The 15500-nt window shown below is 74.2% G+C and carries 12 protein-coding genes, 2 tRNA genes and 1 pseudogene; 12 read left to right on the forward strand and 3 right to left on the reverse strand.

The genetic code is table 11. The features are described 5' to 3' along the window. Positions 1–96 precede the first annotated feature (96 nt). Positions 97–954, forward strand: a complete 858-nt coding sequence (locus ACZ3X1_RS35395) for a fumarylacetoacetate hydrolase family protein (RefSeq protein ID WP_362634863.1) — start codon at positions 97–99, stop codon at positions 952–954. Positions 955–1083: 129 nt separating this feature from the next. Here the strand turns inward: ACZ3X1_RS35395 and ACZ3X1_RS35400 are convergent, their stop codons facing one another. Further along, positions 1084–2217: a Gfo/Idh/MocA family protein gene (locus tag ACZ3X1_RS35400; protein WP_356813897.1), complete on the reverse strand. Its 1134-nt coding sequence runs from the start codon at positions 2215–2217 to the stop codon at positions 1084–1086. A 140-nt stretch (positions 2218–2357) separates the two neighbouring features. On the opposite strand from ACZ3X1_RS35400, the gene ACZ3X1_RS35405 reads away from it, so the two are divergent. From ACZ3X1_RS35405 to ACZ3X1_RS35430, 6 genes and pseudogenes are all read left to right on the forward strand, one after another. Then, positions 2358–3500, forward strand: coding sequence for an ROK family transcriptional regulator (locus ACZ3X1_RS35405; RefSeq protein ID WP_467283432.1), 1143 nt, complete (start codon positions 2358–2360; stop codon positions 3498–3500). A gap of 332 nt (positions 3501–3832) precedes the next feature. After that, positions 3833–4591 (forward strand): hypothetical protein, encoded by a 759-nt coding sequence (locus ACZ3X1_RS35410; RefSeq protein ID WP_356813895.1) that lies wholly within the window; start codon positions 3833–3835, stop codon positions 4589–4591. Between the two features lie 70 nt (positions 4592–4661). Further along, positions 4662–5020, forward strand: a pseudogene (locus ACZ3X1_RS35415) (GntR family transcriptional regulator); the annotation flags it as partial. 219 nt (positions 5021–5239) lie between these two features. Further along, a complete protein-coding gene (locus tag ACZ3X1_RS35420) occupies positions 5240–6019 on the forward strand; it encodes an HAD-IIA family hydrolase (RefSeq protein WP_356813894.1) in 780 nt (259 codons plus the stop codon). Positions 6020–6151: 132 nt separating this feature from the next. Further along, complete coding sequence (locus ACZ3X1_RS35425) at positions 6152–6772, forward strand: hypothetical protein (protein WP_356813893.1); 621 nt, start codon at positions 6152–6154, stop codon at positions 6770–6772. A 15-nt stretch (positions 6773–6787) separates the two neighbouring features. Next, positions 6788–7462 (forward strand): class F sortase, encoded by a 675-nt coding sequence (locus ACZ3X1_RS35430; RefSeq protein WP_356813892.1) that lies wholly within the window; start codon positions 6788–6790, stop codon positions 7460–7462. 66 nt (positions 7463–7528) lie between these two features. On the opposite strand, the gene ACZ3X1_RS35435 is transcribed toward ACZ3X1_RS35430, so the two are convergent. Continuing rightward, positions 7529–7602, reverse strand: a tRNA-Lys gene (locus tag ACZ3X1_RS35435). A 215-nt stretch (positions 7603–7817) separates the two neighbouring features. On the opposite strand from ACZ3X1_RS35435, the gene ACZ3X1_RS35440 reads away from it, so the two are divergent. The 5 genes from ACZ3X1_RS35440 (at position 7818) to ACZ3X1_RS35460 (ending at position 14570) form a co-directional block, all read left to right on the forward strand. Further along, positions 7818–9185, forward strand: a complete 1368-nt coding sequence (locus ACZ3X1_RS35440) for a peptidoglycan-binding protein (RefSeq protein ID WP_467283467.1) — start codon at positions 7818–7820, stop codon at positions 9183–9185. Further along, the gene (locus ACZ3X1_RS35445) at positions 9182–11860 is read left to right on the forward strand and encodes an SPFH domain-containing protein (RefSeq protein ID WP_467283436.1); all 2679 of its coding nucleotides are present in this window, start codon (positions 9182–9184) and stop codon (positions 11858–11860) included. Before ACZ3X1_RS35440 ends, ACZ3X1_RS35445 begins: the two co-directional genes overlap by 4 nt. Before the next feature lie 167 nt (positions 11861–12027). Beyond that, entirely contained in the window at positions 12028–12654 is a 627-nt protein-coding gene (locus ACZ3X1_RS35450) for a lytic polysaccharide monooxygenase auxiliary activity family 9 protein (protein WP_467283437.1), read from the forward strand. 26 nt (positions 12655–12680) lie between these two features. After that, positions 12681–14360 (forward strand): AMP-binding protein, encoded by a 1680-nt coding sequence (locus ACZ3X1_RS35455; RefSeq protein WP_467283438.1) that lies wholly within the window; start codon positions 12681–12683, stop codon positions 14358–14360. A 136-nt stretch (positions 14361–14496) separates the two neighbouring features. After that, positions 14497–14570, forward strand: a tRNA-Lys gene (locus ACZ3X1_RS35460). A gap of 105 nt (positions 14571–14675) precedes the next feature. Here the strand turns inward: ACZ3X1_RS35460 and ACZ3X1_RS35465 are convergent. Beyond that, positions 14676–15434 carry an IclR family transcriptional regulator gene (locus tag ACZ3X1_RS35465; protein WP_467283439.1) on the reverse strand — a complete coding sequence of 253 codons (759 nt, stop codon included), beginning with the start codon at positions 15432–15434 and terminating at the stop codon, positions 14676–14678. Between the last annotated feature and the right edge of the window lie 66 nt (positions 15435–15500).

The following is a 15500-nucleotide window of genomic DNA, read 5'->3' on the forward strand; positions in this document are numbered from 1 at the left end:
TCTTGGAGGATCGACCAATCCTCCGATGGCCGCAACCCATCGTCCGGCCCGGGGCATGCCCATGGGTCGACCACCCACGACCACGGGAGAATGCCCATGAAGCTGCTGCGTGTCGGACCGGTCGGGTCGGAGCGCCCCGCGCTGCTCGACCAGGACGGGACCCTGCGGGACCTGTCCGGCCTGATCACGGATGTGGACGGCGCGGTGCTCGCCGACGACTCCGTGCTGTCCCGGGTGCGGGACGCGGCCGAGTCGGGTGAGCTTCCGGTCCTGGACGCCGAAGGGCTGCGGATCGGCGCGCCGGTCGGCCGTATCGGCAAGATCGTCGGCATCGGCCTGAACTACTTCGGGCACGCGGCGGAGATCGGCGCGGAGCCGCCGGCCGAGCCGATCCTCTTCCTGAAGGCCGCGGACACCGTGGTCGGCCCCGACGACACCGTCCTGATCCCGCGCGGCAGCGTGAAGACCGACTGGGAGGCCGAGCTCGGCGTCGTCATCGGCAGCACCGCCCGCTACCTCGACTCCGCGGAGCAGGGCCTGGCGCACGTCGGCGGCTACCTGCTGGTCAACGACGTCTCCGAGCGCGAGTTCCAGATCGAGCGCGGCGGCACCTGGGACAAGGGCAAGAACTGCGAGACCTTCACCCCGCTCGGCCCGTGGCTGGTCACCGCCGACGAGATTCCGGACCCGCAGCTCCTGGACGTGAAGCTGTGGGTCAACGGCGAGCTCAAGCAGGACGGCAACACCTCTGACCAGATCTTCCCGGTCGGCGAGGTCGTCCGGTACCTGAGCCGGTTCATGACCCTGTACCCGGGCGACGTCATCGTCACCGGTACGCCAGCCGGTGTGGCGATGGGCCAGCCGGAGCCGAAGCCGTACCTGCGGGCCGGCGACGTCGTGGAGCTGGAGATCGAGGGGCTCGGCCGTCAGCGCCAGGAGTTCAAGAGCGCGTAGCCGCCGTCCAGGAGAAGCAGGGGACGGGCGGGGCCGCCATCGTGGCGGCCCCGCCCGTCACGCGTGCCCGTGCCCGGGGCGTCACGCGTGCTCGTGCCCGGGGCGTTACGCGTGCCCGTGCCCGGGGCGTCACGCGGCCCCGTGCTCCCCGTGCTCCGTGGTGACCGTGGTGACGGGGAGCTCGACCGCCACGCCCTCCTGGGACGACATGCGGGCCGCCTCCAGTACGTCGAGGCAGTGCGCGGCCTCGTGCGCCGTGACCGGGGCCGGCCCGCCCGTGCGCAGGGCCGCCTCCACCGCCGCGTAGTACGCCGGGTAGTCACCCAGCTCCGTCGGTACGGGGGCACCGCCGCCGGTCAGCGGGGACTCGCCCGAGCCCACCCGCCCCCACAGGTGCGGGGGCTCCTCGCCCCAGGGCAGCCGCCCGTCCGGCCGCAACCCCTCGCGCAGGGCGCCCTCCTGGGGGTCCAGGCCGTACTTGACGTAGCCGGCCCGCGAGCCGAGCACGCGGAACCGCGGCCCGAGCTGGGCGGCGGTCGCGCTGACGTAGAGGTGGGAGCGGACCCCGTTCGCGTGGGTGAGGGCGATGAAGGTGTCGTCGTCGGTCTCGGCGCCGGGGCGGCGCGCGTCGGTCTCCGCGTACACCCGTACGGCGGGCCCGAACAGCACGAGGGCCTGGTCGACGACGTGACTGCCGAGGTCGTACAGCAGGCCGCCGATCTCCTCCGGCGCGCCCGACTCGCGCCAGCCGCCCTTCAGCTGCGGGCGCCAGCGCTCGAAGCGGGACTCGAAGCGCTGGATCTCGCCGAGTTCGTCGTCGGCGATGAGACGGCGCAGGGTGAGGAAGTCGTTGTCCCAGCGGCGGTTCTGGAAGACGGAGAGGAAGGTTCCGCGCCGGTCCGCCAGGGCGGCGAGCGCCCGGGCCTCGGCGGCGGTGGCGGCGAGCGGCTTGTCCACGACCACCGGCAGGCCGGCTTCGAGGGCGGTGGTGGCGAGCGGGACGTGCGTCTTGTTGGGCGAGGCGATCACGACGAGGTCGAGGTCGCGCTGCCACAGCTCGTCGGCGGTGGCGGCGGTGTGGACGTCGGGGAATTCGGCGCGCGCCTGGGCCTGCCGGGCCGGGTCGGAGGTGACGACCGTGTCGAGGACGAGTCCGTCCGTGGCGGCCACCAGGGGGGCGTGGAAGACGGAACCGGCGAGTCCGTAGCCGATGACGCCGACGCGGAGCGGGGAGGATGGTGCGGTGGGGGCGGGGGTGCTCATGGGGACTACTTTGGCAACAGTGTTGCCGAAGTGCAAGGAGGGTGGACAATGGGGCGGTGGACAGTGGTAGCGGGAACAGCGGTCACGGTGGTCACAGCGGTCACGGCGGACACGGGGATGCGCACGGTCGGCGTGGCGGGGTGAACCTGCCCGCGCTGCGCGGCCACAACGACGCGCTGGTACTGGAGCTGCTGCGCGGCGCCGGACCGGAGGGCCTGGGCCGCACGGAACTCGCCGTCCGTACGGGACTCACCCCGCAGGCCGTCAGCAAGATCACGGCGCGGCTCGGCGCGGACGGCCTGATCGCGGAGGCGGGCCGCGCCGCGTCCACCGGCGGCAAGCCGCGCACTCTGCTCCGGCTGGTGCCCGATGCGCGGCACTCGGTGGGAGTGCACCTGGACCGCGACGAGCTCAGGGCGGTACGGGTGGACCTGGCGGGCCGCGTCGTCGCCGAGAGCAGCGGCCCGATCGACTTCGCGGCCGGACCGGAGGCGGCGGTGGAGGCGGTCGTACGAGCGGTCGCGCGGGTCGGCGGCCAGGCCGGACCGCCGCTCGTGGGGGTCGGCGTGGCCGCGCCGGGGCCGCTCGACCACCGGGCCGGGGTGATGGGTCGGGTGACGGGTTTCCCGAGCTGGAAGGGCTTCCCGCTCAAGGGGGTGCTGGAGGGGCGGCTGGGCCTGCCGGTGCTGCTGGACAAGGACACGAACGCCGGTGCGGCAGCGGCCGCCGGGGCGTGGCTCCGGGCGACCTGGCCGGAGGCGGGCGCGGAGGCGGGCGTCGCGCTCGGCGCGGATGTCGGCCCGGGTGCGGGTGGCGATGTCCTTGCCGGCGGTGGGCCCCGTACTTGCGTGTACCTGCACGTCGGGACCGGGCTCGGCGCGGGACTGTGGCTGGGCGGCGGGGTCTACCGGGGTGTCCGCTCGGCGGCGGGGGAGTTCGGCCATCAGGTGCTGCTGCTGGACGGCCCGCCGTGCCGGTGCGGGGCGCGTGGCTGCGTGGAGGTGCTGTGCCTGGCGGCGGTGGCCCGAGGCGATCTTCCCGAGGCGGCACGGATCGTGGGCGAGGCCGCGGCCAACCTGGTCGCGCTGCTGGACGTGGACCGTGTGCTGCTCGGTGGGCGGGTGGTGGCGGCGGCGCCGGACGTCTTCGTGGCCGGTGTCGGAGCCGTTCTTGCGGCCCGCGCGCTGGATCCGGCCAGGCCGGTGGTCGCCCTGGCGGGGGCGGGTGTGGCGGAGGGGGCGGCGGAGATGGCGCTGGCGCCGTTGTTCGGGCGGGTGGGGTGAGGGTGGGCGGGGGGCTGGTGCCGGTGCCCGTGCCGGTGCCTATGTCTGTGCCGGGTGCCGCGCCGTTGCGGGGGCGCTGCCCCCGAGCCCCCGCGCCTCAAACGCCGGCGGGGCTGAAGGGCGCGGCGGGGCTGGAGGGTGCGGCGGGGCGGCCGGGCTCGGGCGGGCTGGGGAGGATGGATTTGACCCCTGGGCTGTTCGGGCGTAAACCGGGATGACTCAGGCGTGGTGCGCGGTGAGGGCTCGCGCGTGCGTGGCAGGGTGCGGGCAGGCCGGGGTGATGATCACCTCGTCCGACGATCGTCCTGTCCGGCGAGTAGCGAAGGTCTTCCATGCGACTGCGCAAAGCCCTTGCCCTCACCGCCTTCCTGTCCGCCGCCCTGGCCGCCACCACCGCATCCCCCGCCGGTGCGGACATCGGCACCGGCGGCGGTGCCCGCCCCGCTCCCGCGTTTCCGTCCCGCGTCAAGGCCACCTGCGGGGACGGCAAGAGTTCCGCCTTCCCCATCGGGGCGCGCATCCGCGGCGGTCCGGCCGTGTACCGCACCGGCGGCGAGCCGCAGACCTGGTTCCTGGACCTGACCAACACCACGAACTCCGAGTGCACGGCCATCCACCCCCTCGTCGTCTTCACCGACAAGGCCCGCGCCCTGCGCCCCGCGCACCTGCGGATGGAGTTCGAGGCCCCGGGCGGCACCCTGCCCGCCGGGCTGGAACTCAGCGACCGGGACGAGATCATCGCCGTCTTCGACGGCGGCGACGCCTTCCCCGGCTTCACCGTCGGCCCCGGCGGCACCCGGACCGTCAAGGTCACCCTCGCCTTCGCCCCCGACGCCCCCACCGGTGAGGTCGTCGCCGACGCCGCGCTCGTCCAGCGCAAGGGTGACGACGGGGACTGGGTCGGCGAGGCGGGCGGCTACCGCTTCTCCGTCGAGCAGTCCGAGGATTCCGTCGAGGCGGGCTCCCTCGCCCACACCGGTCCCCGGGAATGGGGGTACGGGGCGGGGGCCGTGGCCGCCCTCACCGCCGGTGGCGGACTCCTGCTCGGTGCGCGCCGGCTCCGCGCCCGTACCCCCTCCCGCAGCGACTGACCTCGGCCGCCCCACCCGTAACCCCGGAGCCCTGTTACCCGGGTACCCCCCAACCAGACAACGGTCCGGCATGCCCGAGCACGGAGGCATCCCCAAGCGTCCCGCCCTCAAGGCCCGGATCGCCGAGGTCCTCGACGGACTCGGCGATCCGGGCCTTGAGGGCGGGACGCTGCCCACCGAGCGGGATCCGGCCGACCGGTACGAGGTGTCCCGCGAGGCCGTCCGGCATGCCCTGCGCGAACTGCTCCTGGAAGGCCGCCTGCGGCGCTCCGGCCGCGGGACCGTCCTCGCCGGGCCCCAGGGAACAGCCGCTCTCCCTCCGCCGGCCACACCGAGGGCGTACGCCGCCAGGGCCACCGACCGGGCCGGAAGCTGATCGGCCGGGAGCAGTTACCCTCCCCGCCCGACCCCGCGCCCGACAAAGGCCTGTCCTGGTCTCCCGCAACGGCGCCGCCGCGACGGTGGTGAAGACCTGCACCGCCGACGCCCTCGCCGGGGCCGAGTCGCTCGCGCTGGTCCGTCCCCGGCCCCCGGAGTCCGGGCTGTGGACGGCAGGGACGGCCGCAGCCCGGCCCGGATAGGGTGGGGAAACAGGTGGTACAGACCAGCAGTCGAGGTCGCAGGTCAGCGAGAGCGGAGAGCAGTCCAGTGGCAGAGCGCAAGCCGATCGAATCGTGGCTCACCGACATGGACGGGGTCCTCATCCACGAGGGGACGCCGATCCCCGGCGCCGATGCCTTCATCAAGCGGCTGCGCGAGTCCGGCAAGCCCTTCCTGGTGCTGACCAACAACTCCATCTACACCCCCCGCGACCTCCAGGCCCGCCTGTCCCGCATGGGCCTGGACGTCCCCGTCGAGAACATCTGGACCTCGGCCCTGGCCACGGCGAAGTTCCTCGACGACCAGCGCCCGGGCGGCACGGCGTACGTCATCGGCGAGGCCGGTCTGACCACCGCCCTGCACGACATCGGCTACGTCCTGACCGACCACGAGCCCGACTACGTGGTGCTCGGCGAGACCCGGACGTACAGCTTCGAGGCCATGACCAAGGCGGTCCGCCTGATCAACGCCGGCGCCCGCTTCATCTGCACCAACCCCGACGAGACCGGCCCCTCCACCGAGGGCCCGCTCCCGGCCACCGGCGCCGTCGCCGCGCTGATCACCAAGGCGACCGGCAAGCAGCCGTACTTCGCGGGCAAGCCGAACCCGCTGATGATGCGGACCGGGCTCAACGCCATCGGCGCGCACTCCGAGACCAGCGCGATGATCGGCGACCGGATGGACACCGACGTGCTGGCCGGTCTGGAGGCGGGCATGCAGACCTTCCTCGTCCTGACCGGTCTGACCACCGAGCGGGACACCGAGAAGTTCCCGTACCGCCCGACCAAGACGGTCGCCTCGATCGCGGATCTGGTCGACCTGGTCTGACGGGTGCGCGCGCCCCGGGTGGTTCGGCCGTCCGGGCGTAGCGCGTTTGGGGCGTACGGCTGACACGTACGGCGCCGCTCCGGATGCGGAGCGCCGCGCCGGGCGTGAATCTCCTTGTCGAGGAGGTTCACCATGCGCAGTGTTCCGATCGCTGTCCGCACCGCCGCCGTGGCCGCCGTCCTGGCGGCGGTCTCCGCGGTGACCGCGCCCACCGCCCTGGCGGGCGAGGAGGACCGCGGAGACCGCAAAGACCGCGGCAGCATCGCCGTCGACCCCAGCCCGGCCCACCCCGGAGCGCAGGTCAAGCTGCGTGTTCAGGGATGTGACAACAACCGCGGAGCGGCCAAGTCCTCCGTCTTCGTGGCCGACGCCGACCTCTACGGGCGGGACGGCGGGCGCCGCAGCCCGCTCTACGGCGACGCGATGATCAGCTCGCACGCCTCGCCCGGATGGCACGCCGTCCGGGTGTACTGCGACGGCGACGAGAAGTTCACCGGTTCGGTCCACATCTCCGAGTACCGGCACCCCTCCCACCACGCCTCGCCGATCTGGCCGGTCCACGCGGGCGGCGGCGGCATGGCCGACCGCCCGGCGCAGGCCCCGGGCCTGGTCACGACCGCGGCGAAGAAGGAGCACGGGGGCGAGGGCCCCGGAATGCCGCACACGGTGATCGGTGCCGTGCTCGCCGCGGTGGCCACGCTGGCCGTCGCCGGCCGGGCGCTGACCCTGCGCCGGCGTCGCAGCGGCGGATGAGGGGACGGGCGTCGCGTGAGCGAGTGGCGGACGGACGAGGCCAAGGCCTCCGCCGGGGGCCGGCTGCTGACCTTCGCGGCCTGGTCGGTGCTGGTGCTGGGCCTGTGGCTGTGGGGCCGTGAGCTCACCGTGGCGCCGGCCCCGCTCTCCGGGCAGGCCGGTGGGGCGGTGGGCGCGGGGCTGCCGGCCGCGCACGCCCCCGTCGCCGGTTCCCTGCCGCAGCGTGTCGACGTGCCGTCCATAGGCATCCAGGCCCCGGTGGTGTCCCGGGGCCTGGACAAGGACGGCGCGATCGATCCGCCGCCGTACGACAGCCCGGGCACGGTGGGCTGGTGGGGTCGGGGCGTGCAGCCGGGGGCGGCGGGCACGGCGCTGATGGTGGGACACGTGGACACGCGGTCCAAGCCGGCGGTCTTCTACGGCCTGAGCTCGGCGCAGGCGGGTGACAAGGTGCGCGTGGCGCGGGCGGACGGCTCCGTCGCCGAGTTCACGATCGAGGACGTACGGGTCTACGAGCGCGCGGCCTTCGACGCGCACAAGGCGTACGGCCCGCGGGTCGCGGGCCGCGCGGAGCTGCGGCTGGTGACCTGCGGAGGCACCTACGACAAGGCGGCCAAGGAGTACACGGCGAACGTGGTGGTCTCCGCCTACCTGACGGGTGTAGGAGTCCGGCCGGGCACGTCGGCGTGACATCGGCAATCCGTGGGAACGAGGAAGCCCCTCACAGCTTTCGCTGTGAGGGGCTTCCTCCGTCTGTGCGCCGCCAGGGACTCGAACCCCGGACCCGCTGATTAAGAGTCAGCTGCTCTAACCAACTGAGCTAGCGGCGCTTGCTGACAGGGAAAACTCTACCCCACCTCTCCGGGTGGTCGTGACCAGCCACGCCCACCTTGTCCGATTAACCCATGTTTGAGGGGTTTATCGTGCACGATATGTCTGCGCCGACCGCATCTGATGCTTTATCAGGTGCGGCCCCGGTCGACCACTGGAACAGCAGGGGAGTGGACGGAACCGCATGACGATGCAGCCCCCGACGCATGTGCAGATGCCGATGCCCGCTTTCGAGGAGTACGAGCCCGCGGGCGACTGCGTGTGCCGGGGATGCGCCCAGCGCCGCCGTGCCCTCGCCCGGACCCGGGCCATACCGCTCCGGGACGGGGGGCACCCCGCCGCGCGCGGGGCGCGGCGGGCGCTGGTCCTGGCCACCGCCGCCGGTGTGGTCCTCGGCGGGGGCGGGGGTACGGCGGTCGCCCTGAGCGCGCCTGCCACCGGGCCGGTGGCCCTCGACGACCCCGGCAGCCCGCAGGGCGGCCGCACCCCCCTGCACGGCCCGAAGGGCAGGCCGGGGAACCCCGGTGCCCCGGGCCGGCCCGGGGCCGTGAACCGGATCGACCGCACGACGATCATCAACCGGGCGAAGCTGTGGCTGGACGCGCAGGTCCCGTACAGCATGTCCGCGTACTGGACGGACGGGTACCGGCAGGACTGCTCCGGCTACGTCTCCATGGCCTGGAACCTCGGCTCGAACGAGTGGACCGGCAGCCTCGACAAGTTCGCCACCAAGATCACGAAGGATGAGCTGCTGCCGGGGGACATGCTGCTCTTCCACAACCCGGCGGACCCCAACAACGGCTCGCACGTGGTCCTCTTCGGCGGCTGGGTCGACCAGACGCGCACGCACTACGTCGCCTACGAGCAGACGCGCCCCACGACGCGGAAGCTGGCCACGCCCTACGGGTACTGGGCCAACGCGGCGAAGTACGTCCCGTACCGGTTCAACGGGGTGACGGGCGGCATCGTCCCGCAGGTCCCGGGCGCCGTCCCCGCCCCCGCGCCCGTCCCCGAAGCGCCGGCGGCGGGACCCAGGCCGGGCGACGCCGCCAAGACCTTCCCCGGCGCGGACAAGTTCGCGCGGGGCGCCACCAACGACCACGTGGCGCAGCTGGGGCGGATGCTGATCGAGCGCGGCGCGTACCGGTTCTACCCCAAGGGGGTGGCCGACCGGACGTGGAGCGATCACGACAGGCTCGCCACCCAGGCCTTCCAGCGCGCGCAGGGCTGGACGGGCGCCGACGCCGACGGCATCCCGGGCGCGCACACCTGGCGCCTGCTCGTCGACAAGCAGGGCAGGAACATCCCGCCGACGGTGGGCGCGGCGCCCGGACCGGGCGGCGTACGGGCCTACCCCGGGGCGGCGGTGTTCCGCCCGGGCCACGCCCACCCGGCCGTAGAGGCCCTCGGCCGGCAGCTGGTGAAGAAGGGCTTCGGCAAGTACTACACGTCCGGCCCGGACGCCCGCTGGAGCGAGGCGGACCGCCGCAACGTCGAGGCCTTCCAGCGCGCGCAGGGCTGGCGCGGGGCCGCGGCCAACGGCTACCCGGGCCCGGAAACCTGGCGCCGGCTTTTCGCATGACGGAGGTAACGATGTTCCCCACGCGCACCACCTCGACGACGGGCACCCTCCATGTGTCCCCCGCCGCCGCCGCAACAGCCGCCACCACCTTCGGCTGGGCGATCGCCGCCCACCCCGCGCCGACCAGGCCCCGGCCCGGGGCGGCGGAGGCGACACCCACCGTCCCCTCCCCGTCCCCGTCGCCGGAACCGTCGCCGCGCGGTGCGGAACCGCCGACCGCGCCCACCCGGCCCTCCGCGCCCCGCGCGACGGACGTGGGTGCCGCCCCGACGGCGGCTCCGGCGTCGCCCGGTGCGGCGCAGGCGTCGGCCGTTGCGGCCCTGCACGCCGTCTCAGGACCGGCCGTGCCCGCTCGGCCCTCCGCGTCCCACGCGGCGTCGGTACCGGCGTCGGCGTCGGCCGGCCGGGCCTCATCCGCCGGGGCGACACCTGCCCCGTACGCCGCCCCGGCCGCGGCCGTGCCCGCCACGCACGGCAGCGCGCCGACGGGGGAGGCCGCCCCGGCTTCCGTCCCGGCGCCGGCCGGAGTGGCACCGCCCCGGGCTGCGGAGCCGCCGGCCGCGCTCGCCCCGCACGCCGTCCCGGCGTCGACGGGGGAGCCGTCGCCCGGAGAGGCGGAGCGGGCGGCCGTCCCGGCCTCCGACCCGCCCGGGCTGTCCGTACCGCACCCCGCGCCGGCGCTGCGCCCCGGGCCGTTCGGCGCGCACGCTTCGCCCCGGCCGGCGGGGTTTCCCGCGCCGCACTCCGAGCCGATGGAACGAGACCGGACGGAGCCCGCGCCCGCGGCGCTCGACGCGCAGCCCTCACCCCGGTCGGCGCAGCCGCAGCCCGGGACGGGCTTCCGTTCGGCGGTCGCACCGGCGAGGTCGCAGGACGGCGGGGCCTCCGGCCCGGTGCCCGGGTCCGCGGCGCGCGCCGCGGACGCCCCGCTTCGGGCGGCCGAGTCGCGGACCGCACCGTTCGGCGGGCAGGCACCGCCGCGGGCGGCGGAGCCGCAGGCCGTGCCTGCTTCGGACTCCGCTTCGGCGGAGCCGGAGGGCGAAGCTGTGTCCGGCCCGGCGGCAGCCCAGGCGGGCTTCCGTTCGGCGGTCGCACCGGCGAGGTCGCAGGACGGCGGGGCCTCCGGCCCGGTGCCCGGGTCCGCGGCGCGCGCCGCGGACGCCCCGCTTCGGGCGGCCGAGTCGCGGACCGCACCGTTCGGCGGGCAGGCACCGCCGCGGGCGGCGGAGCCGGAAGGCGAAGGCGTGTCCGGTCCGTCGGCGGCCGCCGCGCACGCTTCGTCCCCGGCGGCGCAGCCGCAGGCGGTCCCGTCCGCGGAGGCGGAGGGTGTTCCGGCTGAGGCCGGGCCGCGCATCGCCGGGGCTCGGGCCGGCGATCCGGCCGTGCCCGCCGCGCGCGGGCAGGTCGAGCCCGAGCCGGTCCACGCGTCGACCTGGGCCGGGGCCGGGGCGAGCCTCGACATCCCGCACCCGCAGCACGAGGAGCCCGCCACCCCGCGGCCGCGGAACCCCGCCGACGCGGCGCATTCGGGCGTACCCGGGCCCGGCGTGGCCGAGATCGTCGCCCAGGCGGTGGCCCGCGGCATCGGGGAGGACGACACGCTGGATCTGCCGCACGTCGTCGCCCCTCGCCTCGTCGCCCCACACCGCGGTACCGCCGTCACCGACGTACCGGTGCACCTCCCCTTCCGCGGCGACGCGTCCACCCTCCGCCCGGAGCCCGCGCCCAAGCGCAGGCCCACCGCCCCGCCGCACCCCGCCCCCGGCCGCCGGGTCCCCCGTGGCGACGACCGCCTCCGGGAGCACCGCGGCCCGGTGCTGCCCGGCTGGGTCGGCGTCGCCGTCGGCGGCCTCGCCCTCGCCGGCTGCACGGCCGTGCTCTGGCGGGCCGGGGTCGTCCCCGCCCCCCTCGTCGCCGCCTTCGGCGCGGCACCCCGCGCCTACCACGGCCTGCGCGCCACCCACTGGCCCCCGCTCGCCTTCCTCGGCATCGTCGCCCTCGTCGCGCTCGGCGGCCTCGGCCGCGCCCGTACCGGCCACGCCTGGGTGCTCACCCTCTTCGGCCGCTACCGCGGCACGGTCCGCCGTACCGGCCTGACCTGGGTCAGTCCACTCCTGCTGCGCCGCCGGGTCGACGTACGCCTGCGCCACTGGCGCAGCGAACCGATGCCCGCCGTCGACTCCGGCGGCCTCGCCCTCCAGGTCGTCGTCCAGGTCGTCTGGCAGGTCAAGGACACCGCCCGGGCCACGCTCGCCGTCGCGGACCACACCGAGTACCTCGCCGAGCAGGTCGAGTCGGCCATGGCCCGCGTGCTGTCCCAGCTCCCGGCGGACGCCTTCCACGAGGACGCCCCGACCCTGCGCGACGCCGAGGCCGTCGGCGACGCGCTGACCCGGATGCTGGCGGCCGAGACCGAGGCGGTCGGTGTGGAGGTGTACTCGGCCCAGCCGACCCGGATCGAGTACGCGCCCGAGGTCGCCGAGGCCATGCGGCGCCGCCGGGTCGCCGCGATCGACGCCAAGCACCGGGACACCGTGCTGACGTCGGTGGTGGACGCCGTCGACGACACCGTCCACCGGCTGACCTCGCGCGGACTCGTCGAGCTCGACGACTACGAGCGCAAGGCCTTGGTGAAGGACCTCACGGTCGCCTTCTACACGGGGCGCAGCGAGTAACGCGATCCGCATCGCGCAACGGGAACGGGTGGCCGGAAGTGACCGGACCACCCGTTTCCTCATTGGTATGGACATGGCCAACTCTCGTCAATAATCTGGAACTTGGTCTAGACCTGAATCCCCACGCGCGCGCGCTCGACGAACTCCCCCCACGTTCAAGGAGCATCATGCGTCCCATCCGCATGCCCGGAATGCCTGGAATCCCCAGAAGGGCCGGCATCGCCGCGCTCGGCCTCGGCCTCGTCGCCGGCGTCACCCTCCTCGGCGCCCCCACCGCCAGCAGCCACGGCTACACCGACACCCCCATCAGTCGCCAGAAGCTCTGCGCCAACAAGACCGTCTCCGACTGCGGCGCGATCCAGTGGGAGCCGCAGAGCGTCGAAGGCTTCAAGGGCTTCCCGGCCGCCGGCCCCGCCGACGGCAAGATCTGTTCCGGCGGACTCTCGCAGTTCGCCGAGCTCGACAACCCGCGCGCCGGCGCCTGGCCCGCCACCAAGGTGACCAGCGGCCAGAGCTACGCCTTCCAGTGGCAGTTCACCGCCAACCACTCCACCACCGACTTCAAGTACTACGTCACCAAGAACGGCTGGACCGGCACCAAGGCCCTCACCCGCGCCGACCTCGAACCCCAGCCCTTCCTCACCGTCGCCTACAACGGCGCCCGCCCCTCCATGACCACCGTCCACCAGGGCGCCATGCCGGGCGGCAGGACCGGTCGGCACCTGATCCTGGCGGTCTGGACCGTCAACGACACCCCGATGGCCTTCTACGCCTGCTCGGACGTTCAATTCTGACGATGTGTCAGCTAGTCTCCGGCGGCATGCGGACGACGACAGCACCCGAAACCGTCGCGGAGCTCATAGCGCGCCAATGGGGCGACCACCGGCCCGGGCTGATGTACGAGGACGGCGAACGGCACGTCCTCACCCACCACCGGAACGCCCAGGAAGCCGCCGCACGTGCCGCGCTCCTCGTCGACCTCATGCCCGCCGGGGCCGAACCGCACCTCGGGGTCCTGCTCGACAACACCCCCGAGTTCCCGTTCTGGCTCGGCGCGGCGGCCCTCGCCGGGGCCGCCGTGGCCGGGATCAACCCCACCCGGCGCGGTCCCGAACTGGCCCGCGACATCCTGCACACCGACTGCCGTCTCCTGATCACCGAGGCCGCCCACCTGCCGCTGCTGCGCGGCCTCGACCTGCCCGGCATCCGCATCCTGGTCACCGGCACCGAGGAGTACGAGGCCCTCCTCGCGCCCTACGCCGCCGCCGAACCCGGCGAAGCCGCCCTGCGCGCGCCCGCCCCCGACTCCCGCCTCCTCCTCTACTTCACCTCCGGCTCCACCGGCGCCCCCAAGGCCGCCGTCTGCAGCCAGGGCCGGCTCGCGGCAGCCGGCGCCTCACTGGCACGGCAGTTCTCCGTCGGCCCGGACGACGCCCACTACGTCTGCATGCCGCTCTTCCACGGCAACGCCGTCATCGCCGACTGGCTCCCCGCCCTCGTCGGCGGCGCCGCGGTCGCGCTGCGCCGGCGTTTCTCCGCCTCGGCGTTCCTGGACGACGTGCAGGCCTACGGCGCCACCTACTTCACCTACGTCGGCCGGGCGATCCAGTACCTCCTGGCCACCGAGCCCCGCCCCGACGACCGCTCCCACAGCCTGCGGCTCGGATTCGGCACCGAGGCCGGACCCGTGGACGCCGCCCGCTTCGCCGAGCGCTTCGGCGTCCGCCTGGTGGAGGGCTACGGCGCCACCGAGGGCGGCGCCTCTGTCCAGCGCACCCCGGACACCCCGCCGGGCGCCCTGGGTCGGGCCGGCGCGGGCGACGACCTGGCGGTGATCGACCCGGAGACGGGCCGGGAATGCCCTCCGGCCGTCCTGGACGGGGACGGTCGCCTGCTCAACGGCTCCGCCGCGATCGGCGAACTCGTCAACCGGGGCCGCAGCCTGTTCGAGGGCTACTGGCGCAACCCGGACGCGGAAGCCGACCGCACCCGGGACGGCTGGTACTGGACCGGCGACCTCTTCTTCCGCGACCCCGCCGGCTTCCTCTATTTCGCCGGCCGTACCGACGACCGGCTCCGCGTCGACAGCGAGAACCTCGCCGCGGCGGTGATCGAGAACATCCTCGCCCGCTGGCCGGACGTGACGGCGGTCGCCGTCTACGGGGTTCCCGACGAGGTGGCCGGCGACCAGGTGATGGCGGCCCTCTCGCTCCGCGACGGCGCGGTGTTCTCCCCGGAGGCCTTCGACGCCTTCCTCTCCCGCCAGCGGGACCTGGGCACGAAGGGGGCCCCGCGCTACGTCCGCATCGTCCCGGAGCTGCCGGTCACCGCGACGAACAAGGTCCACCGCCTGGCCCTGCGCCGCACCGGCTTCCGCTGCGCCGACCCCGTCTGGCACCGATCCCCTGCCGGGGGCTACACCCCGCTGACCCCGTCGGCGCTGTCGGCCCTCCTGGCGCGGTACGAGGCCCAGGGCCGCCTCGACCTCCTGCACCGCTGAGGCCGCGCCGCCGTTGCGGGGGCGCTGCTCCGAGCCTCCGCGCCAGATCCAGCCCCGCCCAGCGGCCCACCCGCGCCACCGCCGGTAATGGTTTGGAGCACCCCTGCGGACCAGGTAGTATTTTCTCTGTCAGCAGGCGCCGCTAGCTCAGTTGGTTAGAGCAGCTGACTCTTAATCAGCGGGTCCGGGGTTCGAGTCCCTGGCGGCGCACCTGTCCTTCGGGCGGTTTCCGGTTCACCGGGAACCGCCCGAAGTGTTTTCCGGGCCCGCGTCCAGGGCCCGCGTCAGGACCCAGAACCGTCCCGTCCCGCCCCGCTAGAGCGTGAGCGACAGCAGCAGCGGTGCGGCCTTCCGGTTCAGGGTGTCGGCCGCGGCCCGCAGCCGGTGTGCGTGCTCGACCGGCATCGACAGCGCCAGGCAGCCGACCGAGGCGCCCGCCGTGATCGGGACGGCCGCGCAGACCGTGCCCACGGCGTATTCCTGCAGGTCGAGCATGGGAACGGTGGCCGGCTGCGAGTCCAGCTTGGAGAAGAGGATCCGCTCGTTCACGATCGTCTTCGACGTGAGCCGGGCGATCTTGTGCCGGGACAGATGGTCGCGCCTCCCGTTCAGGTCGAGCTGCGTCAGCAGGCACTTGCCGACCGCGCTGGCATGCGCGGCCGACCGGAAGCCGACCCACTCGTGGACCTTCGGGGTGCGCGGGCTGTCCGCGAACTGCGTGATCTTGACCTCGCCGTCCACGTACCGGCTGATGTAGACGGCCGCGCCGACCGAGTCGCGCAGCCTGTCGAGGGTCTCCTGGAGCTTGTCGGTCAGGGCCTGCTGGCGGTCGGTGCCCGACCCGAGCAGGACCAGGGAATCCCCTATGGCGTACGCGCCGTCCGCCACCTGCAGGACATATCCCTCCCGGCGCAGCATGAGCAGCATCGGGGCGAGATGGACTGCGGGCAGGCCGGTCTCACGCGCGATCTGCACGTCGGTCACGCCACCGGTGTGACGTGCGATTGTTTCGAGTACGCGTAGTGCGTACTGCACCGAGTGGAACGGCGCGGTCGGCTCGGGCTTCAGCGCCACGGTTTCCCCCTAGCAGGTTGTTACCGCTTGCCCTACCACGATAGCCATCAAGAGGCCCATGTGGAG

It is taken from the genome of Streptomyces sp. NPDC023541 (assembly GCF_055559995.1).